Here is a 23,810-nt window from a genome sequence, read left to right on the forward strand (position 1 = left end):
TTGAATATGGAATTTTTTGATTTTCACCATCATAAAAAATATATCAGAAACGGAATTTATAATCTTGCAAAAGAAATTCCGCCTGATTTCCCTTACTCTATAGGAATTCACCCCAACGATATTGACGTTCACAATCTAGAACAACAGTTTTCATGGATGAAAAGTATGATGCTTCAAAACTGTTTTGCGATTGGAGAATGCGGTCTGGACTCTTTGGTTTCTGTGGATCAGAAAATTCAGGAGGAAGTTTTCTTAAGGCAGATCATGATTGCCAATGAAGTAAAAAAACCTATCATTATTCATTGTGTAAGAAAATTTTATGAAGTTATTTCTTTCAGAAAAAAGGCTGAGCAGCCTATGATTATTCATGGTTTCAACAAAAAAAAACGAATTGCTGAAGATCTTCTGGCCCATAATTTTTATCTGAGTTTTGGAAAAGCTGTTTTGTATAATTTATCTTTGCAGGATATTTTAAAAAACACTCCATTAGACAAATTCTTTTTAGAAACTGACAATGAAGATTTTAACATCGAAGAATTGTATGAGAAAGTTTCAGAAATAAAAGGTATTTCTTTGGAACAGCTTAATGAACAAATTTTAGAAAATTTAGAGACGATAAAAAATGGATAAGTACTGGTTGGAAAGAACAGAACTTCTGGTAAAAGAAGAAGGCTTGGAAAAATTGAATAAAGCCACAGTTTTGGTTGTTGGTTTAGGCGGAGTAGGTTCTTTTGCGGCTGAATTTCTGGCTAGAGCCGGAGTAGGAAATATGACGATTGTAGATGGTGATACTGTAGACATTACCAATATCAACAGACAGTTACCTGCCTTACGTTCTACTGTTGGAAAACATAAAGTAGAAGTTGTTGCCGAAAGACTTTTAGATATCAATCCTGATCTTAACTTAACCAAAATCAATGAGTTTCTAAATCCTGAAAGAATGGATGAAGTATTGGATTCTGCGAAATTTGATTATGTTTTGGACTGTATTGACAGTGTTACCCCAAAACTTTGTCTGATTATCGCAGCCAAAAGAAGAAGGATAAAAATCGTAAGTTCAATGGGTGCCGGCGGAAAAACCGACCCAAGCAAAGTTATGGTAAGAGACATTAGCAAAACTGAACATTGTCACCTTGCAAGACAGGTAAGAAAAAGACTGAAAAAGGTAAAAATTGACAAAGGAGTTCGTTGTGTTTTTGCGAATGACATTCAGGATGAAGAAAGCTTGAAAATGACTGACGGAACCAATTATAAAAGATCTTTTTACGGAACAATAAGCTATATGCCTGCCATTTTCGGATTATATACCGCTTCGGAAGTAATTAATCATTTATTAAATCAGGATTAAAATATTCTTCTATATATTTCACAGACTTGAAAATAATTTTCGTGTAGTAATTTGTGAAATCTGTGGGAGAAAAATAAAAAAATATATTTACACTTCGTAAATGACAAATTCCCAATATCCCAGAGCGGAAAAGCTCAAAAAAAATACTGAAATCAGTTTGCTTTTTGAAAAAGGCAAATGGAGAACCAATGGAAACCTGAGAATCATTATTCTGAAAGACAAAGCCACCGTTCCTGTAGAGTCTGCAAGATTCGGGGTTTCTGTTTCTAAAAGATATTTTAAAAGGGCAGTACACAGGAATCGTATTAAAAGGCTATTGAGAGAATCTTATCGCTTGAATAAGGATTTATTTAAGCAGGCTTTTGGAGAAAAAACCATGGCGATGTTGTTTTGGGCTTCTCCTGAGATGCCTCCGAAATTCCAGGATGTGGAAGCGCAGTTTATCAAGCTTTGTGAAGCACAGAAAAAATAATTTTTCCTAAAATAAAAAGATCTGTAAGAATTTTCTTGCAGTTTTTTTATTTCCCACAGATCGTACAGATTTTCACAGATAAGTGTGTATAAAATATTTTTTTACTCTACAGTAAGTCACAAATAGCGAAACTCGCATCCCATATCTCTTATTCAGAACTCTGAAATTACTAACATCTAAAATCTCATATACTTTTTGTAATTTAGGGAAAACATTAAATCTGAAAATTAATATGTTAGACAACATTCCCTATTTTTCTTATGTCATCAGTGCATTTATCGGTATTGGATTAGCTGCGGCTACAGGATTCCGGGTATTTCTCCCCATGTTTATTGTAAGTCTTGCTTCTTATTTCAACTGGATTCCGATGAATGAGCAATTTGAATGGCTTGCAGGTCTTCCAACATTGATAACAACAGGAATTGCCACCGTGGCAGAGATCCTTGCGTATTACATTCCATTTATTGATCATTTGCTGGATACGGTATCCATTCCTATGGCAACTGTGGCAGGGTCTATATTATTTGCCAGCCAGTTTACCGAACTGGGAACTTTCCCGCAGTGGGCGATGGCATTAATTGCAGGCGGAGGTACAGCAGCTACTATCAGCTCAGGATTTGCAGGAATACGGGCCGCATCTACCGCTACAACCGGAGGATTAGGTAATTCTGTAGTAGGAACAACAGAAACAGCAGGTGCTGGTCTTATGTCTGTTCTTGCGATGGCAGCTCCAGTGATTGCAGCAATTTTTGCCGTAATTATTTTAATACTTGTTATTGTTTTTGGGCGGAAAGCCTTGAAAAAATTAAGAGGCAGTAAGAATAAATCTGTAGATCTATAAAATAAAAAAGGTACTGTTGTAAGCAGTACCTTTTTCTTTTTAATTTTTACTTCTAAAGTCCTTAATATCCTGAATTTTAGATTCAAAATATGTTTTCTTCTCAGGACTCTTTTTAATTAATATTTCAAACGCTTTTATTGCTTTTGTATATAATTTCTGTTCAAAATAAAGATTGGCTAATGTCTCGGTCATCAAATGTGAGATATCATCATTCTTTTCTTTTACAACATAGGAACTTTCTTCTTTTAACTGGCTGATTCTAGGGTTATTTTCAATAAAGGTTTCAATGGCCTTTTCTTTGATTTCGGATTTTTCCTCTACGATTTCTTCCGTTCTGCCAATCTTAAGCCAGCTTTGCCAGGTATTAATAAAACCAGGAACATTACTGTCTGCTATTGCCTGAGTGGTATTCTTCATGGTAACCTCCTGTACTTTTTCTACAGCCTCTTCTTTATTTTCCGGCTGTTTTTCTTCAACCTTAAGGGTAGAAATATCGTTTCCAAAGAAAGAAACATTCATCACAGGAGCATCTTCTTTCCCAACCTCTGCAATAACCTTCTCTTCTACAGTTTCCGTTTCTTCTACAGGTAAGATTTCTTCCTTAACAGCTTCAACTGTTTCCTCCGGTTTAGATTCTTCATTTAGAATTTCCGGTTCTGGTTCAGAAATAACTTCTGCTGCAGGAGCTTTTATTTCAGGAGCTGATTCTTTTGTTGATTTGCTGATTAAAGAATCCGGCATATTGGATTCCACACTCATTGGTTTCCATGCTGACTGAATTTCGGGAGTTTCCTCTTTTTCTTCTTCTTTTTCCTCAGCAACCTCAATTTTAGCCTCTTCTTCTACAGGGAATTGATTTTCGACCACTTCTTCCTGTACCGGCTCTTCTTTGATTTCCTCAGGCTTATCTTCACTTGTTGACCAAAAATGAAAATTTTGGGTTTCTGCAAAGCTAATTTCATGATCTTCAACAGCTTCAGGCTCTGTCTTTTCTTCTTGAGTAACAGGTTTTGCCTCCTTCATTTTTTTCTCCACTTCTTCAATCAGCCTTCTCATCTCATCCTCATGTTTATTTACACTGGATTGAGAGACTTCAACCGTTTCAGAAATTTCTTCGTTATTGGCCTGGATTTTTACATCCGGCATGAATGAGTCTGTACCATGGAAGCTTACTTCTGCATCGGATACATCTACTGAAGGCTCTTCTTGATTACCATTTATTGATTCTTTTTCAGCAGAGATCTTATCTTCATCTATGATTGTTTCCGGGGTAAAATTTTCTCCAGCTTTATCTTCCGCTTGTATTTCTTCTTGTTGAGCGTGCTTTTCTTCAGAAACAGTTTCTGTTTCATGAACTGTTGATTCTGTTTTTACAAGCTCTGCTACCGCATCAATATTTTCTTCAGATAAAGGAGCTACCTCATGGAAGCTGATATTTTCCTCTTCTTCAATCTTCTCTTCTTCTTTTTCAGATGAAAGCTGATCTTCTTCAATGATGGTTTCCGGCGTGAAGATTTCTCCTGCGTTCTCCTCAATCTCAATCTGTACCTCTTCCTGAGATTCCTGAACAGGTTGTTCCGCTATGGGCTCAGTCTTTTGAGTTACCAAAGTTCCTGATTCCAAAGTAGATTCAATATCTATTGTTTCAGAATTTTGCTCATCCAGAAAGTTTTCTTCTCCTTCGAATAAAATTCTGTTTCGTTCACCGTTTACATAAATATGTTTAATTTCATGAGAAGTGGGCAATACACATGCATTTTCCTGGCCTTCTCCCTGTTTCTCCAAAGAAGTTTCATCTTCTCTTTTAATAGGGAATGATTTACTTTTTGGTATGTATTGAGCAGGTTTCTCAATTATTTGAGACGGGCTTTTCTCTTCAACAATTTCAGGTTTGATCTCCTCTCTGATCTTTCCGTTGATCAGCTGATATAAAATTTTCTTATCAGTGGTATAGGCCGCTGTGGTAGAAAGCTCTTTCTGATAGTTTTCTTTTTCATACAGGTGTACCCCATACAGATGAAGTGCCCTGATATTTTGGATATAAGGAAAAGTGTGAATCTCTTCTTTCAAAAGACCAAGGTCTTCTGACTGAATCTTCTTTGGATTTTTTATTAATTCTAAAACTCTGGGATTCATCTTACCAATTCGCTACAATGTCGTTAAATATCTTGTTAATAATTCTATCTGTCACCAGCTTTACCTGCTGGTCTTCGATCTGACTTAGTGATACATCACTGTTAAAAGCAGCTTCATCACTATAAGTTCTGTCAAAACTTGCATCCGGATGAATTTTATTTTCATAGTGTACCTTCACTGTAATCGTAAGTTTATTCTGCGCCTGTTGAATCACTCCACCAGAAGGGTTAGTCTGAGTATTGGAACTGATTGTGGTAGGAGTAATTGAATAGTCTGTAATTTCCCCTTCTATAAGGATATCAGGATTTTCCTTTGTTCCTTTCAGAGTGGTTCTCTGAAGGAATCTATTTTGTACTGCTGTAGAAAACTGTTGGGATAACGCAGGGTTTACAAGAGGTGCATTATTCGGAAATTCATTGATCTGCACCGTCTTTTCATCCGTAAGAGATGACCCCGTAAAGCTGTAACATGAGTTTAAAATACCTAGCAATGCAAAAAGCATTACTGTAAGTATTGACTGTTTCAGACTGATATTTTTAATTTTAAAGTTCATTTTTAATTCCAATTTCAGTAATTTCATCATACTCAATTTGTTGAATAGCATCTTCATAAGCAAAATAGTTTGCTGTGTATAAAAATGGTAGTGTTAGAAAAATTCCTATTCCGCAGGCAACAATACCAATCTGAGCTAAAATACTCACTACTAATGAGAAAAGAAAAATTGACAACAGATTTCCTTTGGTCATTATTTTTGAAATATTCCAGGCTTCTTTTATTTCTGTGATCCCTTTAAGACTGATTAACGGAATGATATAAAAGCCTTTCAATACGAAGTAATATATTGCCGCAATCAATAAAAACATGTAAGGAAACATGAAAAGACCAACCATCGGATTAGGTTCACTACGTTCTGATATTGCACCTGATATACCCAATACGGCAAATAGAGGAATATAAAGCAGTAAAACACCTCCAAAAACAATTAATTGAAGCATAAAATAAGGCATGAAGTCTTTAAAATCGAAAATATCTCCGGGACTTGCCGGCTGATTTCTGCTCAGCCTTTGCAGGTATTTATATAAATTACCCATCGCTAATAGTCCGCAAAACGGAATTATCGACATAAGAAAGCACACTAAAAATGCTACAAATATATTTCCGAAATCTTTCTTTAAAAGTTCGAATCCTTTATTGATATATTCTCCGAGTTTAAAATTGATCGGCTTAGGCGTTAAATTTACTTTCATTATCTATGTTTTGCTTAATCTTCCAGGTTATATTGTTTTATTTTTCTGTATAAAGTTCTTTGTGAAATTCCCAGTTCATCTGCCGCTCTGTTTCTGCGTCCTTTATGCTTCTCCAGCGCTTTGATAATCAGATCTTTTTCATTGTTTTGCAAGGAAAGTGATTCCGGTCTGTTTTCCTCCACTTCGATATCTTCAATATCTTCATAGCTGTCATCAGGAGTGGAGATAATGGTAGGAGTCTGAACTACCGGTGCATCATTGTTATTTTCAAAATAAACTAAAGATCCGTTACTTACCTGTGGCTGAGTTTCAGGAGTATAAATCCTGTTGATCAGGTTTTTCTCATGGTTACTCAGGTCTGCTGTTCCTCTGTTTTTAATCAATTCCGAAGTTAAGGATTTTAAATCATTAATATCATTCCTCATATCGAACAGAATTTTATACATGATTTCTCTTTCGCTTCCGAAATCGCTGTGTTTAGGAGTGTTCTGGGTATTCACCACCATTGGCAGGTGTGTTTCCATAGGAATATACTCGGCAAGTTTTTCAGCAGTTATATTTCTGTTTCTTTCCACTACGGTCATCTGCTCTACTAAATTTCTTAATTGGCGGACGTTACCCGGGAAAGAATAGCTTTCTATGTAATGAACTGCACTCTGTTCCAGTTCCAGTTCCGGCATTCTGTATTTTTCTGCGAAGTCAATCGCAAACTTTCTGAACAGCAAATGGATGTCTCCTTTTCTTTCTCTCAAAGGCGGCATATCTATCTGAACGGTATTCAGACGATAATATAAATCCTCACGGAATCTTCCGTCATGGATCGCTTTCATCATATTAACGTTGGTAGCCGCTACAATTCTCACGTTGGTTTTCTGTACCTGTGAAGAACCCACTTTCATGAATTCACCGCTTTCCAAAACTCTTAAAAGACGTACCTGCGTTTGTAAAGGAAGTTCTCCTACCTCATCCAAAAAGATAGTTCCTCCATCAGCTACTTCAAAATATCCTTTTCTTGTAGCCGTTGCTCCGGTAAAGGCCCCTTTTTCGTGCCCAAATAACTCAGAATCTATGGTTCCCTCCGGAATTGCTCCACAGTTTACCACGATATATGGCTGATGTTTTCTTTTGGATTCTGAATGGATAATTTTCGGAATAAATTCTTTTCCAACACCACTTTCCCCTATCACCAGTACAGAAATATCTGTAGGCGCTACCTGAATAGATTTTTCCAGGGCCCGGTTGAGTGCCGGAAAGTTTCCGATAATTCCGAAACGGTTTTTTATGTTTTGTAAGTCGTTGCTCATAAGTAAATTTTTGATTATTGATTTAATGTTATTCTTCTACAGTGCTTCAATCTCTGTTCTGTAGACTTTGTTAAAATGATGAGTGTAGACGTCTTTCATGGTCTTTCCTTCATCATACGTTTGCAGGGCTAACATTTTTAAATCTAAATAATCTTTGTTTCTAATCTTAGAAACTTTACTTTTAAAGTATATATTCTCGGCAAAGTTGTACTCTTTGCTTTGTTTTTCAAAATTTTCCAGAGCTTTGTCATACCTTCCCAGCTCGAAATAAGTAACTCCCAGCTGATAATGATCAAACATTCCCTTCACATAACCTCTGGTGGCCAGAAGTTTTTCTATAATCCCTGCGGCTTTTTCTTTTTGTCCTAAAGCACTGTAGGACATAGCTCTTACTACGTCCAGATTATAGTCTCCGTTCTGAGACCTTCCCAAGTCTCCAGGCTCATATTTTTTTAAACTTTCTAAATCCTGAATAGCTCCTTTATAGTCTCTTAAAAACTGAAACTTTGTCCAGCCTCTGTAGCCAAGGTGCATTTGGGGATTTAAAGCAACTGCTTTATCAATTAAAATTTTCCAGGTTACAAAATCTCCGTTTTTAAGATATGGAACAGCTTTTTCCATATAGGCATGGGAGAAATCAGGACATAGTTCAATGGCTTTATCGAAGCCTTCCTGAGATTCTGCATAACCTTGTAAATCTGAAGCCCAGTTGTATAACTCACACGCTTTTTTGCAGTTCTCACCCTCTACTGCATTACAGTTGACCTGTGCAATAGTATTGGTGTAAACGATAAGCAACAAAAAGCTAAGGTAATACCTCTGAAACTTTTCCATTTTCAATTTTATAGGTTAAATACTGATAGTAATCTACTTGTAAACCTTTTATCTCTTTCGGCATCCAGCCATCGAGTGATTTTGTAAACTGCAGCAGCTTATTTTCTAATTCTTCATCCAGTACAGTATCATTCAAATCCGGGCTCATATGCTGTAATCTGAAGAGGCCTGTCTTTCCTTCACAATTTACTAAAAATCTTACGGTAATATAACCGTTGATCTTCTTTTCAGAATATATATTTTCTTTTTTAAGTTTTTCAGTGATGGCAATCTTTTCGCCTTTGTAGCTAAATTCCTTTGTACCCTGATAATACTGAAAGCTGAAATGTCCCCATTTTTCTGAGCCACATTTCTTAAAACCAGCATCACCCAATGTGTTATCAAATTCAATATCTCCTACGGTGGCAGGATATTTTTTTACATTTTTTTCTGTCTGGCAAGACACCAGTGCAAAAGAAAGCATTGCAAAAAGATAAACTGCTTTGATCACTACTTAATTTATTCCACAGTTCTCCCTAAAAGTGTGCCTTGTGTATTGTCATGTACAAAAACGTTCACAATGTCACCTATTTTCTGTCCTTCCAGTTTATCGAAGACACATACAGCATTCTGGGAGTTCCTTCCTTTCCATTGGTTTTTATTCTTCTTGGAAATTCCTTCAATCAGGACTTCGTGTACTCTTCCTACATAAGATTTCATTCTTTGATTGGAGAGTTCACCCTGAAGGGCAATCACCTCAGCAAGACGTCTCTGCTTCACATCAGCCGGAATATTGTCTTCCATTTTCTTGTGAGCCGGAGTTCCGGGTCTTTCCGAGTACGCAAACATATAACCGTAGTCATACTCTACTTCTCTCATCAAGCTTAGGGTATCCTGGTGATCTTGTTCTGATTCGTTACAGAATCCAACGATCATATCCTGAGAAAAAGCTACTTCCGGAACAATTTCCTTCGCCTTTTTAATCAGATCCAGATATTCTTCACGGGTATGTTGTCTGTTCATCGCTTCAAGCATATTATTGCTTCCGCTTTGTACAGGAAGGTGTACATATTTACAGATATTATTATGTTTTGCCATCATTTTGAATACATCCAGACTCATATCCTGCGGATTTGAGGTAGAGAATCTGATTCTTAATTCAGGAACAGCTTTAGCTACTAAATCAAGAAGCTGAGCAAAATTAACGGCAGTGGCTTTCTGCATTTCAGAAGCTTTGGCAAAGTCTTTTTTAGGACCTCCACCATACCAAAGGTAAGAGTCTACGTTTTGTCCTAAAAGGGTAATTTCTTTATATCCGTTATTCGCAAGGTCTTTACATTCATCTATGATAGAGTGTGGATCACGGCTTCTTTCTCTTCCTCTTGTAAAAGGAACGACACAGAATGTACACATGTTATCACAACCCCTGGTAATGGTAACAAAAGCTGTAACTCCGTTTCCGCCTAAACGAACGGGATTAATATCGGCATAGGTTTCTTCTTTGGAAAGGATTACGTTAATGGCATCTCTTCCATCATCAGTTTCTTTTAAAAGATTAGGCAGGTCTCTGTAAGCATCCGGACCTACAACAAGATCAACCAACTGTTCTTCTTCTAAGAATTTGGTTTTCAGTCTTTCAGCCATACACCCCAGAACTCCTACCGTCATATTCGGTTTTTCTTTTTTGAGATTTTTGAACTGAGAAAGGCGCATTCTTACAGTCTGTTCTGCTTTTTCACGGATAGAACATGTATTTAAAAGAATCAGGTCTGCTTCTTCTACTTTCATTGTTGTATTATATCCCTGTTCATTAAGGATAGATGCAACAATCTCAGAGTCAGAGAAATTCATCTGACAACCGTAGCTTTCTAAAAACAGTTTTTTAGAATTCTCCGGTCTTTCTGCAATAGCAAAAGCTTCACCCTGTTTTGTTTCGTCTATATATTTTTCCTGCACGATGATCAATTTAAGGTCCGCAATATTCAATTACGAACAAATAAGTTTGCAAAGATACAAAATATTGTGACAGAATGTCAGGAGATTATCTGTAACTGTTATTATGAAAATTTTGATCCATTATTTTATTCTGATCTTCCAACTCTATCTGAAGATCAAATTGTTGAAAAATCGGTTGCCTAATTTTAGTTCTAATTGGAATATTATTAAATGTAGCAGGATTCCATTTTCCTTTTAATTTAGATAGACTATTGATGATATCTTTCTTTTCATAGTCAAAAAAATCGCCTTCAATCTCGAAATCCTCCATTTCACCTTTCTCATTGACAACAAATGTCAACAAGGCTCTTTTATCCTCATTTTTCTTTATATATCTTTCAAAAATGGACTTAATTTCAAATCCAAAAGCTTTTATTCCTTTTTTAAAAGTTGGGTTTTCTTTTTTGTTTTTACTTGGATCATCATTGGAATTAACTAAATAAAAAGGATTTATTTCAATTTTGGTAATTGCTCCAATAAATTTCCCATTCACTTTTGCCGGCATCCATCTTTTGAGATGGGGAATAATTTTACGACTGAAATTAAATGCACATTTATTTTTTTGAATATCTACAGTATCAAAATCTTTAACATAGTTAATGGTTGAATTTTCATACACAAGAATCTTTACATTATACCGTTCTTCACTTTTTTCACAAGGCAACAACTTTAGTTCTTTAGCAACCTTTACCATTTCCTTATTTAGTTGATTTAACCCACCAGCATAAAAATCTTGGCCATAAGGATATTTATCCAAAACTTCATTTTGAGCAAAAACTAATTTTATTGTAAAGAAAGTGATGAGCAACAAAAATTTCTTAATCATGATCATAGGTATTGTTATCAAACCTGATTTTCATGATGGTCTTGTAATCAACAGGTACTCCATTTTTAGTGGCGGGTGTCCATTTCCCTTTTACCTTTTTAGCAGCAAACTTCATATCATCGATAAAAGTTTCGCTGTTTTTGAACTTAGGAAGGATATCCACTTTATTTATTTTACCTTTCGGATCAATATTAAATATAAAGGTTACTTCTCCTTTGATTGCATATAAAGCTACATCAATATAGGCATACACCATTTTCAGGAATTCTTTTCTAAAGGCATCTTCACCTCCCGGGAATTCTGCTTTCTGAAAATCTGCATCATTCTGATATTGATACTGAGCTGCCGTCTGTTGTGAAAACCCGTTAAAACCGATCAACAGTAAGGGTAGAATTAAAAGATATTTTTTCATGGTATTAATCTACATCTATAGATACTGAAGAGAAATTCATTTTAACTTTAATCTGTGAAGCTACAGGCTGTCCGTTACAAGAAGCAGGAGTCCAGTTTTTCTTTATTCTTCTTACCACATACTGCATATCATCAAAAAAGACTTCACTGTTTTGAACTTTAGGCATTCCTTTCACATCCACAACTTTTCCTTTAGCATCAAGCACCAACGTAAATGTAAAATCACCTGTAAGGGCATAGAAATCTGAATTCAGATAGGCATACATATATTTGTTCAGGATGGTTTTATAAGCAGTAACCCCGCCTTCATACGATGCCGGTTTGAAATCATTACATTTCACAGCAACCTGCATGAAAGGTTCTTTAATATCTATTTTCAGAACATTTTTATTGCTTTCTCTGATAAAAGAATCATCACGGTCTTCCTGATCCTGTGCGAATGAAAAATTCATTACACACAAGGTTAAAAATAAAAATATCGTTCTCATAGTTTTGTTTACTAATAATAAACAAAGGTAAATATTTAACTCATTTATAAAAAAGAAAAACTTCACACAAAGTATGAAGTTTTAAAATATAGATTCTGAATTTCAGATTTACACTGAAAATTTTTTACTTTTTGTCTTATAGCAAGCCCTTAATATGTTTGTAATTTGTTTTTACGGTTTCAAAAACCTCATCCATTTTGCCACCTAGCATCAGCTGCGCCATAGACTTGGTCATTCCCATAATCTGGTCAAATTCAATTTTGGGAGGAAGAGCGAGTGCATTAGGATTGGTAAAGATATTCAGAAGATAAGGGCCGTTGTGATCTAAACATTCTTTGATGGCAGCTTCCACTTCCTCCGGAAGGTGTACATTTTTTCCGGGATAGCCCATAGCGTGTGCTACCATTGCAAAATCCGGATTAATCATATCTGTTTCATTATCCGGCATTCCGCCTACTTCCATCTCCAGTTTTACCATTCCCAGCGTTCTGTTGTTGAATACAATCAGTTTTATGGGTAATTTATACTGAAAAATAGTGGCCATATCTCCTAACAACATGGATAATCCTCCATCACCACATAGGGCAATCACCTGTTTTTCAAGATGAGCCAAGGCTGCTCCTATTGCCATTGGCATTGCATTCGCCATTGATCCATGGTTAAATGATCCCAGCATCTTTCTTTCTCCTGTTCCTGTAATAAAACGAGCTCCCCACACACAGCACATTCCGGTGTCTACCGTAAAAATAGCATCATGCCTAGCTAGCCTATCTAAAGTATGCGCAACAAATTCCGGCTGAATGGCATTCTCTTTTCCAAAATCTTTCACATACTCCAACTGATTTTCTTTTACTTTATCATAAAATGCCAGCTGTTCGTTCAGGAAATGAACATCAGTCTTTTCTTCCAATAAGGGAAGTAATGCTTTAATGGTTTCTTTGACATCCCCTGCAAGCCCCAGCTCCAGTTTAGCTCTTCTCCCTAATCTTTCAGGGTTTTCATCAATCTGGACTATTTTATTTTTTACAGGCATGAATTTTTGATAAGGAAAATCCGTTCCCAAAAGGATCACAAGATCTGCTTCATGCATAGCGTGATAAGCTGAGGGAAATCCTAATAGTCCTGTAAGTCCTATTTCATTAGGATTATTGGGTTGGATAGCCATTTTTCCGCGGAAGGAATATCCTACAGGAGCTTTTAATAAATTGGACATAGCAATCACCTCATTACGGGCTTCAGCAGCGCCTATTCCACAGTACAGGGTTACTTTTTTGCTTTTATTCACCAGCTCTGATAAGCTTTTCAATTCTTCATCCGATGGTCTTATAACAGGATTGGTTTTAAAGATTTGGGTGGAAGTGGAACCCTCTTCGGCATCCAGCTCAGAAATATCCCCTGGAAGACCTATTACGGCTACTCCTTTTTTGGAAATTGCATGCTGAATAGCTGTCTGAACAGTTCTCTGTACCTGCTCCGGTCTTGTAATCATCTGATTGTAGTAACTGCAATCATCAAAGAGCTTTATTGTGTTGGTTTCCTGGAAATAATCCATCCCCATTTCATCACTGGGAATAGTGGAGGCAATCACCAGCATTGGAACATGGGAGCGGTGCGCTTCATAAACTCCATTAATCAAATGAACGTGCCCAGGGCCGCAACTTCCGGCGCATACTGCCAACCCGTCAAGTTCCGCTTCTGCAGCCGCAGCATAAGCTCCTACTTCTTCGTGCCTTACATGAATCCACTGGATACTGCTTTTTTTAACCGCAATATTCAGATGATTGAGACTGTCGCCGGTTACTGCATAAATTCTTTTCACATTGGCATTTTCGAGCATTTCAACAATCTGCTCTGCTATGTTTTTGGCCATAATTACTCTGTTTTGGTGGTTGATTTTGGTGAAAATAGAACTAAGAAGGATAAAAATTTTCCTATTTCTATCAAATTTAGCTAATAAAGTTGAAATTACTGTCCCATTTCAATGTTAAAACTTTGTAATTTTATCATAAAACCGGGTGTTATTTACACTAGAAGATTTCAATTAATGAGAAATGATTTAAAAACAAAACAGCCACCCAAAAAGGCGGCTGTTTATATATTATGTTTCAGATTTACATTACTATTTCAATCTGATTTCTCAACAAATCTTCGAATTCATCTCTTTTACGAATCAAATGTGCTTTTCCGTCTAGGAACAATACTTCAGCAGGCTTTAATCTTGAATTAAAGTTGGAACTCATTTCAAAACCATACGCTCCCGCATTGTGGAAAGCAAGGATATCTCCTTCTCTTACTTCATTCAGTTTTCTGTCCCACGCAAACGTATCAGTTTCACAGATATTTCCAACCACAGTATAAATTCTTTCCGCTCCTTTTGGATTGGATAAGTTCTCAATCATGTGATAAGAATCGTAGAACATAGGACGGATCAAATGATTAAATCCTGAGTTCACCCCTACAAAAACAGTAGCCGTAGTTTGCTTAATTACGTTAGCTTTCACCAATAAATATCCGCTTTTTCCAACCAGAAATTTCCCTGGTTCAAACCATAATTCGAATTTTTTTCCTGTAGTTTTTGAAAATTCAGAAATCACTTTTTCTACTTTTTTACCCAATGTTCTCACGTCAGTTTCTTCTTCACTATCCTGATAAGGAATTTTGAAACCACTTCCCATATCCAGATATTTCAGATTCGGAAAATGCTCAGAAAGTTCCAGCATGATATCTAAAGCCTGCAGGAATACATCCGGATCTTTGATCTCACTTCCTGTATGCATGTGAAGCCCTTCAACATTCAGGTTTGTACTTTTCATCACTCTTTCGATGTGGCGAACCTGGTGAATAGAAATACCGAATTTGCTGTCGATATGCCCTGTAGAAATTTTATAGTTTCCTCCTGCAAAGATATGCGGGTTGATTCTTACTAAAATCGGATAGGTATTTCCGTATTTATTCCCGAACTGCTCAAGAATAGAAATGTTATCAATGTTTATATGAACTCCGAAAGTCATTGCTTCTTCTATTTCTGCAAGATCAACACAGTTGGGAGTAAACAATATCTTTTCCTTTGGAAATCCTGCCTTTAGTCCCAGCTTTACTTCATTAATGGATACACAATCCAAAGAAGCGCCCAGATTCTTGACATACTTAAGGATATTGATGTTGGTCAACGCCTTCGCTGCATAGAAGAACTTTGTATGTTTTAAAAAAGAAGATGTAAGTTTTTCGTATTGAACTTTGATGGATTCTGCATCATAAACATACACCGGGGTGCCAAACTCATTGGCAATCTTTAATAATTCTTTTGAATTCATAATTTCATTTTAACATAAAAAAAGGCAGATTCTTATAAAAAGAGTCTGCCGCATTGATTATTTTTTATGCAAGACAACTCTTTTAAATATTCCAAACCTTAGAGAACTTTACAGCTCCCTTTTTTCCAGTTTTAATTTGTTTAAAATTTTGCATTGCTTCTATTTATTTTTTACAAAAATACTATTTATTTTTCATTTTCTGAAAATTGATTTGAAAAGCGTCTTCTTTTAAATCAATTTGTAAAGTGCTAATTCCTATATCATTTCGGTAACGGCAGTGTTTCAAAATCACTGCGAAGCAGCGCCAACTGCAGTTCATTATTCAGATCTGTGGAAGATAACGGAAGGTCAATTTTTAATTTAGCAAGCTTACTGATGGTCTGGATCTGTGTAAACAACTCATAAAAACCAAAAGAAACCACTTTTCCGTTTTCTATGATTAAAAATAATTTTTCACCCAGTTTTCTACCCGGTCCCAGCCACAATTCATTTCTTTTCCTGAATTCAATTTTATCTTTCAGCACGGAAAAATCTTTAAACTCTTCCTGGGAGCCAATAAACTGAACAGCTTTTGTCCCTTGCGTAAATGATCTGAATTTTAAAACTGGCTTTTCGGTTTTATTGAGCGTATTTTTCTCAACTACATATTTATTATTCCTGAAATATAAACCGAATGGTAAAACTTCTTTCTTCTTAATATTCTTGGAATTAAGAATCAGTTTAGCAATAATATCTGTTCCGGTAAGCTCAAAATTAATCTGCTCAACATCTTTCTGAATCTGTTCCCATTTTTTTGATTTGGAATTGAAAACTTTTTTAGAAAATTTGTTGATATCCTGAACATAATCCGAGAACATGATACGCCCTCCTTCGTCCTGAAAATAAACAAAGCCTTTATCATTCGGAAGATCCTGAGTAAGTTCTTTGATCTTATTGATATAGCTTTTTGCATTAGACTCGTCATGCTGTTTCTGAATGATTTCATTTTCTACATCTTTTGAAATCAAAAGCCTGAAAAGTTCTAATGTAGCTCTGGCATCACCTTCAGCTCTATGATGATTGGTCAAAGGAATTCCTAGTGATTTCACCAGTTTTCCCAATGAATAGCTTACCTCATCCGGAATTAGCTTCTTTGCCAACGGAATTGTATCTAAAGTATTGATTTTAAAATCATAACCAAGCCTTTTGAATGACTGGCGAAGCATTCTGTAATCAAAATCAATATTATGACCAACCAGTGTTGTATTTTGAGTTATTTCGATAACTCTTTTGGCAATTTCATGAAATTTTGGAGCAGTTTTGACCATTTTTGGGGTAATACTAGTCAGTTTCTGTACAAAAGGGGTAATATCACCTTCCGGGTTCACCAGAGAGATAAACTGGTCCGTAATTTTCTGACCGTCATATCTGTAAATGGCGATATCTATAATGCATTCATTTCTATAACCTGCACCATTACTTTCTATATCTATAATTGAATACATTGAATGTGTGTTAACTGCTGTTTTGTCATTTATATTGAAAACCGATGTCTTATTCCCCAATAAAATCCGGCTTTATTGTTTACTGTTATGTAAAGATAACCTGCTAAAATAACAAAAAATATATCAAAATATAGCAGATTATCTTTCAAAATTATCTTCTTCTGCCTCCCAGACCAAACATTCCGAGAATAGCTTTTGCACCTTCTCTCATTAATGTAGAAGTAAAAGTACGGCCTGCTTTACTTTGTAATACCTGTTCAAACATTCCCGGTTCTTCTTTTACGGGTTTTGCCTTTTGGGTAGGAGTTGGGTTTTGGGCAGCCTGTTCCATTCTGTTGGTTAGCATTTCATAAGCAGATTCTCTGTCAACAGCCTGCTCATATTTTGCAACAAGTGCAGATTTTGATGTCAGATCAGAGATTTCCGCCGGGCTCAATACATCCATTCTTGATTCCGGAGAGATCAGATAAGTATGTACTAATGGTGTAGGAATTCCTTTCTCATCAAGAGCAGTGACAAATGCTTCTCCAATTCCCAAATTCTGGATCAGACTGGAAGCGTTGTAATATTCTGTGGTAGGATAATTTTCAACAGCCTTGGAAATTTCTTTTTTATCTTTTGCTGTAAATCCTCTTAGTGCGTGCTGTATCTTCAATCCTAATTGGGAAAGTACATTTTCAGGAACATCCCCTGGAATTTGAGTAATAAAATAAATCCCCACTCCTTTGGAACGAATCAGTTTTACCATTGTTTCAATCTGTGAAAGAAGGGCTTTTGAGGCTTCATCAAAAATCAGGTGGGCTTCATCTATAAATAACACCAACTTTGGCTTACCGCTATCTCCTTCTTCCGGAAACGTCATATAAATTTCAGCAAAAAGTGAAAGCATAAAGGTTGAGAAAAGCTGTGGCTTATTCTGAATATCTGCTACTCTTAATATATTTACGACTCCTTTTCCGTCTCTTGTTTCCAGCAAATCCTGAACATCAAAGCTTAGTTCACCAAAAAAACCTGCTGCTCCCTGTTGTTCCAAAGCTACAATAGATCTTAAAATCGTTCCGAGGGATGATGATGCAATGGATCCGTAATTAGCAGCAAGCTCTGCTTTTCCCTGTGCATTATCTGTTACATACTGCAGGACTTTCTTCAAATCATTAAGATCAATCAATGGAAGTCCTTTATCATCGCAATATTTGAAGACAATAGACATGATGCTTTGCTGAGTATCATTAAGCTCAAGAATTTTACTTAGTAAAACAGGTCCGAATTCCGTAACAGTAGCTCTCAATTTCACACCATCACCTCCGGAAATACTCATTAATTCTACCGGAAAGGCTTGCGGAGTATAAGGAAGCTGTGTTTTAGCATATCTTTCTTCAATAACGGGATTCATTTCGCCTGCTTCTGCAATTCCGGAGAAATCTCCTTTAATATCCAAAACCAAAGAAGGAATTCCTGCATGGGAAAGCTGCTCTGCAAACACCTGGAGTGTTTTTGTTTTACCTGTTCCCGTAGCTCCGGCAATAAGACCGTGACGGTTAATCGTTTTCAGAGGAATGGTTACGTTTACTTCTGTGACCACTTCACCATCCAGCATTCCTTTTCCTAATATAATATGCTCTCCTTTTGGAGTGTATCTAGCGTTGAGTTCTTCAATAAATTGTGTTTTGTCTGCCATTTGATTGCTTTTTTAAACTTATAAATATAAAATTTTTTGTAAAACATTTAAAAATATTTTCTGATGAACATCTTCCTATTCCTTCGGAAAATAAAGTTCTTACCTGCTTAAGCAAATTTTAAACCACGCCATTAAATTCTAAACAACAAGCCAATACTATACGTAAACATGATATAAAACAGCATTTACCTATTGTCTCTATATAAGGCATTCTTTTTGCTGAAAAACAAGACACACTAAACAAACGTTTAACAAAGTATTGAAAGAAACTATCAATGGGATTTAACATTTCATTTAGAATTTATCTAATACTTTGTATCTTTAACTCATTAAAAAAAGACCCCAATGAAAATTGAACAAATATATACGGGCTGTCTGGCTCAGGGTGCCTATTATATTGTATCAGAGAATGAAGCAGTGATTATAGATCCTTTAAGAGAGGTAAAACCTTACCTTGATCGTCTGGAAAAAGACAATGTCACTTTAAAATATATTTTTGAAACCCACTTCCATGCTGATTTCGTATCGGGACATTTGGATTTAAGCAAGAAAACAGGTGCTCCAATTGTATACGGACCTACTGCTGCTCCAGAATTTGAAGCCATTATCGCAGAAGATAATCAGATTTTTGAGATCGGAAAAGTAAAAATAAAGGTAATGCATACTCCTGGACACACCATGGAAAGCAGCACTTATCTTTTAATAGACGAAAATGGTGTTGAAACTGCTATTTTTACAGGTGACACCCTATTTTTAGGAGATGTAGGAAGACCGGATCTTGCACAGAAAGCTACTAATCTTACCCAGGAAGACCTTGCGGGAATTCTATATGACAGTCTTCAAAACAAAATTATGCCATTGGATGACAGTATTACTGTTTATCCAGCTCATGGTGCCGGATCTGCTTGTGGAAAAAATATGCAGAAGGAAACGGTAGATATTTTAGGAAACCAAAAAAGAACGAATTACGCTCTTAATCAACCAGATAAAGCTTCTTTTATCAGAGAAGTCCTTGATGGATTAACAGCTCCACCAAAATATTTTGGAATGAATGTCGCTTTAAATAAAGGTGGATATGAAAGTCTGGATGTTGTTATGAACAAAGGATTGCAGCCTGTTGCACCGGAAGATTTCGAAGCATTAGCAGAGGAAACAGGAGCATTAATTTTAGATACAAGAGGAGCCGCGGATTTCCATAAAGGATTTGTTCCCAACTCCATCAATATAGGACTGAAAGGAGATTTCGCCCCTTGGGTTGGAACGCTTATCGTAGATGTAAAACATCCTTTATTATTGGTAACAGATGAAGGTACAGAAGAGGAAGTGATCACCAGACTGAGCCGAGTAGGCTTTGATAATGTAATAGGATATCTGAAAGGAAGTTTTGAAGCATGGAAAAATGCAGGTCTGGAAACTGACGAAGTTAAAAGAATTACTCCGGCCGAATTTGCAGAGCAGTTTACAGAAGCAGCAAAGGTAATTGACGTAAGAAAACTGACTGAATATTCTGCTGAACACATTGACAATGCATATAACAAACCATTGGATACTATCAGTGATTGGGCTCGTACTATTGATGATTCTGAACATTTCTTTCTGCACTGCGCAGGTGGGTACAGAAGCATGATCGCAGCAAGCATCCTTAACTCACACGGAATTAGGAATTTCACTGAAATAGAAGGAGGATTTAACGGTATCAAAAAGACAGAAAAATTCCCGACTACTGATTTTGTTTGTCAATCCAAAACATCTTAAGATCATAAAAACTAAACTATGTCACAAAAATTTCAGGAAATCATTGATTCCGAAAGACCTGTACTGATTGACTTTTTCGCAACATGGTGCCAACCCTGTAAAGTTCAGTCTTCGGTATTAAATACGGTAAAGGAAAATATCGGCGAAGGAGCCAGAATCATCAAGGTAGATGTAGATCAATACCCTGCATTGGCAGCTCAATATGGAGTGCGTGGAGTCCCTACACTGGCAATTTTCAAAAAAGGAGAAATGCTATGGAAGGAAAGCGGTGTTCATGATGTGAATACCCTCACACAACTTTTACAAGAATATACTTAAAACTGTGATTTTTCACAGTTTTTTGTTTTTTTGTAATTTCCGCAGATCGCACAGATTTTCACAGATGATTATGTTTATTTTTCTTTAATATAGAAATTAAAAATCTGTGGAGATCTGCGAAATCTGTGGGAAAATCCTAAAAATCAATAGAAAAAGAATCTCTGTCATTCAAAAACTGGAAATGTTTTCTAAAATCTCTCAATTCTTCCATATATAGTTCTGCAGATACAAGATTTCCCTGTTTTTGAGAAATTTCTTTTCCATCCCCAAAGAAGCAGTGAGAACTTTCCTGATAAAACAGATCATTCCCATCGGTCCCAATTCTGTTCAAACCAAACACAAAAGATAAATTTTCAATCGCTCTGGCTTTCAACAGATGTTCCCATGCTCCTACCCTTTTCTCAGGCCAGTTGGCAACATATAAAATAGCATCATAATCATCATTACTTCTTGCAAAAACAGGAAAACGAAGATCATAACACACTTGAAGCAGAAAGCGTATTCCTTTATATTCAACAATTATTCTGTCTTTCCCGGGTGTATATACCTTATCTTCTCCGGAAAAGGAGAATAGGTGTCTTTTATCATAAAAAGAGGTTGTACCATCCGGTTGTATAAAATACATTCTGTTGTAAAAGTTTCCGTTCTGTTCTACAGGAGCGCTTCCGCAGAATGCTGCATCTTTTTCCTTTGAGATCCTTTTCAAAAACTCCAGAGATTCGTTATTTCTGTCTGAAACTTCTGAAGCATCCATACAGAAACCTGTTGAAAACATTTCGGGAAGCAGAAACAAATCTGCCTCTACATTTTGCAGTTCATTTTCTATGAGTTTAAAATTCTCCGCCTTATTTTTCCAGATGATATCTAAATTAAGCCCTACAACTTTCATCTTTTATTCTTTTTTAATTATTTCAAATCTGATGTATAAAAATACTGTTTTTATGATTACAAAAAGAGAATTAAATGGCTTAAAAATGAGTTTTGGCCGTAAAAACTAAGCTTTATTTCTTAATAATTTATTAAAGTCTTCCATTTTTAGAGTACTGTCATTCTTTCGGTTCCATTTTTGATAGAAATTTCTTTTATTAATATCCTTAAAAATTAGAAATTTATGAAGAAATTGTTTTTTATGGTGATGATCTGCTTTTTTGGTGCTTTGGCCAATGCTCAGGCCTGGACAGGAAAGGGGGATCAGAAAATACAACTGGGGCTGAGTGCCTGGGGATATGGAACCGGAGTAACGGGAACTTATGACTATGGACTCAACAAACTTATTTCAGTAGGAGCCGGAATTAATGGCTACTTTGATAATTATAAAAACAACGATAAGGATAATCGTGTTTTTGTTTTCGGAAGACTGAACTTTCACTTGCAGGAAGCTTTAAATTTACCTGCTAAATGGGACATTTATCCTGGAGTAGACCTTGGAGTTCTTGGGAAAGACTTTGGAGTGGGCGCTCACATAGGAGCTCGTTATTTCTTCACAGAGAAAATAGGTGTATTTGCAGAAGTTGGTAATAATGGCAGTCTTGGGGTTTCTTTCAATTTATAATCAAATCGTCTTTAAATATGACAAAGCTTCTCGTTTAGGGGAGCTTTTTTATTTGGCATAGTTTTGATAATTGTTACCTTTGCAAATTAAAATCTAAAATTTATTAATGGAAATAGCAATCAAACTTTTTCAGTTCATTCTGAGCATCTCTATACTTGTGCTTCTTCATGAGCTTGGGCATTTTTTACCGGCAATATGGTTCAAGACCAGAGCAGAGAAGTTTTTCCTGTTTTTTGATCCTTACTTCTCCATATTCTCCATGAAGAAAATCAACGGAAAATGGCAATATAAGTTTTTATCAAAGAACCTGCCGGATTCCGAGGTAATAGAGGTGAACGGAAAGAAGGAAGAAGTTCCTATCGATATATCAAAACTTCCGGACAATGACTGGAGAAAACACCCTGAACAAACCAAATACGGGATCGGATGGCTTCCTTTCGGAGGATACGTGAAAATTGCAGGAATGGTGGACGAAAGTATGGATACTGCCCAAATGAAAAAACCGGCAGAACCATGGGAATTCAGATCAAAACCGGCTTGGCAGAGACTGATCATTATGTTAGGTGGAGTTACGGTTAACTTTTTCCTTGCATGGTTAATCTACAGCTGTCTATCTTTCTTCAACGGAGAAACGTATACGGATATCACGAAATTCAACAATGGTATTGAAGCCACTTCAGCCGGAAAGAAAATGGGATTCCAGAATGGTGACAAAATCATCAGTGTAGACGGAAAACCTGCAGAAAGACTTGAAAATACTTCAATCAATATTCTTTTAGGAGACAATGTTACCGTAAACAGAAACGGACAGGAAGTTACTTTCCCTGTAAATGCAGATGGTGTAGCAGATGTTCTTAAGCAGAGAGAAGCAAAACTATACATTACTCCAAGAGTTTCTATGGTTATTGATTCATTGGCAACTCCTTCTTCTCAGGCATCAGGTCTCGCAAAAGGAGATAAAATTGTAGGAATCAACGGTAAGAAAGCAGCTTTCTTTGATGAAGTAAGTGCTCTTTTAAGTGAAAATAAAGGTAAAACAATTTCTGTAGACGTTGAAAGAAACGGAGCTCTACAGACATTACCAGCAGTTTCTGTGGATAAAAACGGTAAACTGGGTATCGCAATTGATACCAAAAGCATCGCAAAAGATATTGTAACGAATAAAAAATATTCTTTCGGAGAGGCTATTCCAAGAGGATTTACAAGAACTATTGAAGCACTAACCACTCAGGTTAAGCAGTTCAAAATTATGTTCAACTCTAAAGTTCAGGGGTATAAAAATGTTGGAGGTCCTATTGCTATTGTAAAGAATATGCCTGTAGATAAAGATGCAGACGGAAGCTTTAAAATCAATTGGGTTGCTTTCTGGAGCTTTACAGCAATGTTCTCTATTTGGTTGGCATTCCTGAATCTTATTCCGATTCCGGGACTTGATGGTGGCCACGTTTTATTTACTTTATATGAAATTATTGTAGGAAAACCAGTTCCGCAAAAGGTTTTAGAAAACGCACAGATGATTGGAGTTATCTTCCTGTTAGGATTGATGTTACTAATCTTCGGAAGCGACATCTTTAAGGTATTTACAGGGAAATTATAATTTTTTAAAAATTTTTCTTAAAAATATTTGTAGGGTATAAATATTCGTCCTATATTTGCACCACTTAAAACAAAGGACATTCCTCCTTAGCTCAGTTGGTTAGAGCATCTGACTGTTAATCAGAGGGTCGCTGGTTCGAGCCCAGCAGGAGGAGCAAAAAGACTTACAGAAATGTAGGTCTTTTTTTGTGCTTTAACCTGAACAATAATCTCAAAAAGACAGATATTTGTA

General features: G+C 36.2%; 23 protein-coding genes and 1 tRNA gene. 9 read left to right on the plus strand and 15 right to left on the minus strand.

From position 1 onward, the window contains the following. Window positions 1-6 precede the first annotated feature (6 nt). From ACM6F9_RS21295 to ACM6F9_RS21310, 4 genes are all read left to right on the plus strand, one after another. Complete coding sequence (locus ACM6F9_RS21295; RefSeq protein ID WP_414847518.1) at window positions 7-630, plus strand: TatD family hydrolase; 624 nt, start codon at window positions 7-9, stop codon at window positions 628-630. Further along, on the plus strand, window positions 623-1,348 hold the full coding sequence (locus ACM6F9_RS21300) for a ThiF family adenylyltransferase (protein WP_034692724.1): 726 nt from the start codon (window positions 623-625) through the stop codon (window positions 1,346-1,348). The genes ACM6F9_RS21295 and ACM6F9_RS21300 overlap by 8 nt, the downstream gene beginning before the upstream one ends. Before the next feature lie 100 nt (window positions 1,349-1,448). Beyond that, a complete protein-coding gene (gene rnpA, locus ACM6F9_RS21305) occupies window positions 1,449-1,820 on the plus strand; it encodes a ribonuclease P protein component (protein ID WP_414847519.1) in 372 nt (123 codons plus the stop codon). Window positions 1,821-2,052: 232 nt separating this feature from the next. Continuing rightward, entirely contained in the window at window positions 2,053-2,661 is a 609-nt protein-coding gene (locus ACM6F9_RS21310) for a DUF4126 domain-containing protein (protein WP_414847520.1), read from the plus strand. Window positions 2,662-2,700: 39 nt separating this feature from the next. Here ACM6F9_RS21310 and ACM6F9_RS21315 read toward each other — a convergent pair whose 3' ends face one another. From ACM6F9_RS21315 to ACM6F9_RS21380, 14 genes are all read right to left on the minus strand, one after another. Next, a complete protein-coding gene (locus tag ACM6F9_RS21315; RefSeq protein ID WP_414847521.1) occupies window positions 2,701-4,797 on the minus strand; it encodes a hypothetical protein in 2,097 nt (698 codons plus the stop codon). A gap of 1 nt (window position 4,798) precedes the next feature. Next, window positions 4,799-5,350, minus strand: coding sequence for an LptE family protein (locus tag ACM6F9_RS21320; protein WP_414847522.1), 552 nt, complete (start codon window positions 5,348-5,350; stop codon window positions 4,799-4,801). After that, on the minus strand, window positions 5,340-6,044 hold the full coding sequence (locus ACM6F9_RS21325) for a hypothetical protein (protein WP_414847523.1): 705 nt from the start codon (window positions 6,042-6,044) through the stop codon (window positions 5,340-5,342). The genes ACM6F9_RS21320 and ACM6F9_RS21325 overlap by 11 nt, the downstream gene beginning before the upstream one ends. A 14-nt stretch (window positions 6,045-6,058) precedes the next feature. Continuing rightward, window positions 6,059-7,348, minus strand: a complete 1,290-nt coding sequence (locus ACM6F9_RS21330) for a sigma-54 interaction domain-containing protein (RefSeq protein WP_414847524.1) — start codon at window positions 7,346-7,348, stop codon at window positions 6,059-6,061. 36 nt (window positions 7,349-7,384) lie between these two features. Further along, window positions 7,385-8,182 (minus strand): tetratricopeptide repeat protein, encoded by a 798-nt coding sequence (locus ACM6F9_RS21335; protein ID WP_414847525.1) that lies wholly within the window; start codon window positions 8,180-8,182, stop codon window positions 7,385-7,387. Beyond that, window positions 8,154-8,672, minus strand: coding sequence for a hypothetical protein (locus ACM6F9_RS21340; protein ID WP_414847526.1), 519 nt, complete (start codon window positions 8,670-8,672; stop codon window positions 8,154-8,156). Before ACM6F9_RS21340 ends, ACM6F9_RS21335 begins: the two co-directional genes overlap by 29 nt. Window positions 8,673-8,680: 8 nt before the next feature. Then, a complete protein-coding gene (miaB, locus tag ACM6F9_RS21345; RefSeq protein ID WP_414847527.1) occupies window positions 8,681-10,117 on the minus strand; it encodes a tRNA (N6-isopentenyl adenosine(37)-C2)-methylthiotransferase MiaB in 1,437 nt (478 codons plus the stop codon). Between the two features lie 85 nt (window positions 10,118-10,202). Next, window positions 10,203-10,982, minus strand: coding sequence for a hypothetical protein (locus ACM6F9_RS21350; RefSeq protein WP_414847528.1), 780 nt, complete (start codon window positions 10,980-10,982; stop codon window positions 10,203-10,205). Then, window positions 10,975-11,394: an energy transducer TonB gene (locus ACM6F9_RS21355; RefSeq protein WP_414847529.1), complete on the minus strand. Its 420-nt coding sequence runs from the start codon at window positions 11,392-11,394 to the stop codon at window positions 10,975-10,977. The genes ACM6F9_RS21350 and ACM6F9_RS21355 overlap by 8 nt, the downstream gene beginning before the upstream one ends. Before the next feature lie 4 nt (window positions 11,395-11,398). Continuing rightward, on the minus strand, window positions 11,399-11,845 hold the full coding sequence (locus ACM6F9_RS21360) for a hypothetical protein (protein ID WP_414847530.1): 447 nt from the start codon (window positions 11,843-11,845) through the stop codon (window positions 11,399-11,401). A 172-nt stretch (window positions 11,846-12,017) separates the two neighbouring features. Then, complete coding sequence (locus ACM6F9_RS21365) at window positions 12,018-13,751, minus strand: thiamine pyrophosphate-dependent enzyme (RefSeq protein ID WP_414847531.1); 1,734 nt, start codon at window positions 13,749-13,751, stop codon at window positions 12,018-12,020. 241 nt (window positions 13,752-13,992) lie between these two features. After that, on the minus strand, window positions 13,993-15,195 hold the full coding sequence (lysA, locus tag ACM6F9_RS21370; RefSeq protein WP_185126214.1) for a diaminopimelate decarboxylase: 1,203 nt from the start codon (window positions 15,193-15,195) through the stop codon (window positions 13,993-13,995). Window positions 15,196-15,455: 260 nt separating this feature from the next. Then, window positions 15,456-16,679, minus strand: coding sequence for a PolC-type DNA polymerase III (locus tag ACM6F9_RS21375; protein ID WP_414847532.1), 1,224 nt, complete (start codon window positions 16,677-16,679; stop codon window positions 15,456-15,458). Between the two features lie 151 nt (window positions 16,680-16,830). Further along, complete coding sequence (locus tag ACM6F9_RS21380) at window positions 16,831-18,357, minus strand: helicase HerA-like domain-containing protein (RefSeq protein ID WP_414847533.1); 1,527 nt, start codon at window positions 18,355-18,357, stop codon at window positions 16,831-16,833. Window positions 18,358-18,702: 345 nt separating this feature from the next. On the opposite strand from ACM6F9_RS21380, the gene ACM6F9_RS21385 reads away from it, so the two are divergent. Both ACM6F9_RS21385 and ACM6F9_RS21390 read left to right on the plus strand, forming a co-directional pair. Beyond that, window positions 18,703-20,112, plus strand: coding sequence for an MBL fold metallo-hydrolase (locus ACM6F9_RS21385; protein WP_414847534.1), 1,410 nt, complete (start codon window positions 18,703-18,705; stop codon window positions 20,110-20,112). An 18-nt stretch (window positions 20,113-20,130) separates the two neighbouring features. Further along, on the plus strand, window positions 20,131-20,430 hold the full coding sequence (locus ACM6F9_RS21390) for a thioredoxin family protein (protein WP_414847535.1): 300 nt from the start codon (window positions 20,131-20,133) through the stop codon (window positions 20,428-20,430). Between the two features lie 136 nt (window positions 20,431-20,566). On the opposite strand, the gene ACM6F9_RS21395 is transcribed toward ACM6F9_RS21390, so the two are convergent. After that, window positions 20,567-21,319, minus strand: coding sequence for a nitrilase-related carbon-nitrogen hydrolase (locus ACM6F9_RS21395; RefSeq protein WP_414847536.1), 753 nt, complete (start codon window positions 21,317-21,319; stop codon window positions 20,567-20,569). A gap of 222 nt (window positions 21,320-21,541) precedes the next feature. On the opposite strand from ACM6F9_RS21395, the gene ACM6F9_RS21400 reads away from it, so the two are divergent. The 3 genes from ACM6F9_RS21400 (at window position 21,542) to ACM6F9_RS21410 (ending at window position 23,733) form a co-directional block, all read left to right on the plus strand. Then, window positions 21,542-21,982, plus strand: a complete 441-nt coding sequence (locus tag ACM6F9_RS21400) for a DUF6646 family protein (protein WP_414847537.1) — start codon at window positions 21,542-21,544, stop codon at window positions 21,980-21,982. A gap of 106 nt (window positions 21,983-22,088) precedes the next feature. Beyond that, the gene (gene rseP / locus ACM6F9_RS21405) at window positions 22,089-23,579 is read left to right on the plus strand and encodes an RIP metalloprotease RseP (protein ID WP_414847538.1); all 1,491 of its coding nucleotides are present in this window, start codon (window positions 22,089-22,091) and stop codon (window positions 23,577-23,579) included. Between the two features lie 80 nt (window positions 23,580-23,659). Continuing rightward, window positions 23,660-23,733, plus strand: a tRNA-Asn gene (locus ACM6F9_RS21410). Window positions 23,734-23,810 lie beyond the last annotated feature (77 nt).

It is taken from the genome of Chryseobacterium sp. IT-36CA2 (genome assembly GCF_949767875.1).
Classification (GTDB): Bacteria; Bacteroidota; Bacteroidia; order Flavobacteriales; family Weeksellaceae; genus Chryseobacterium.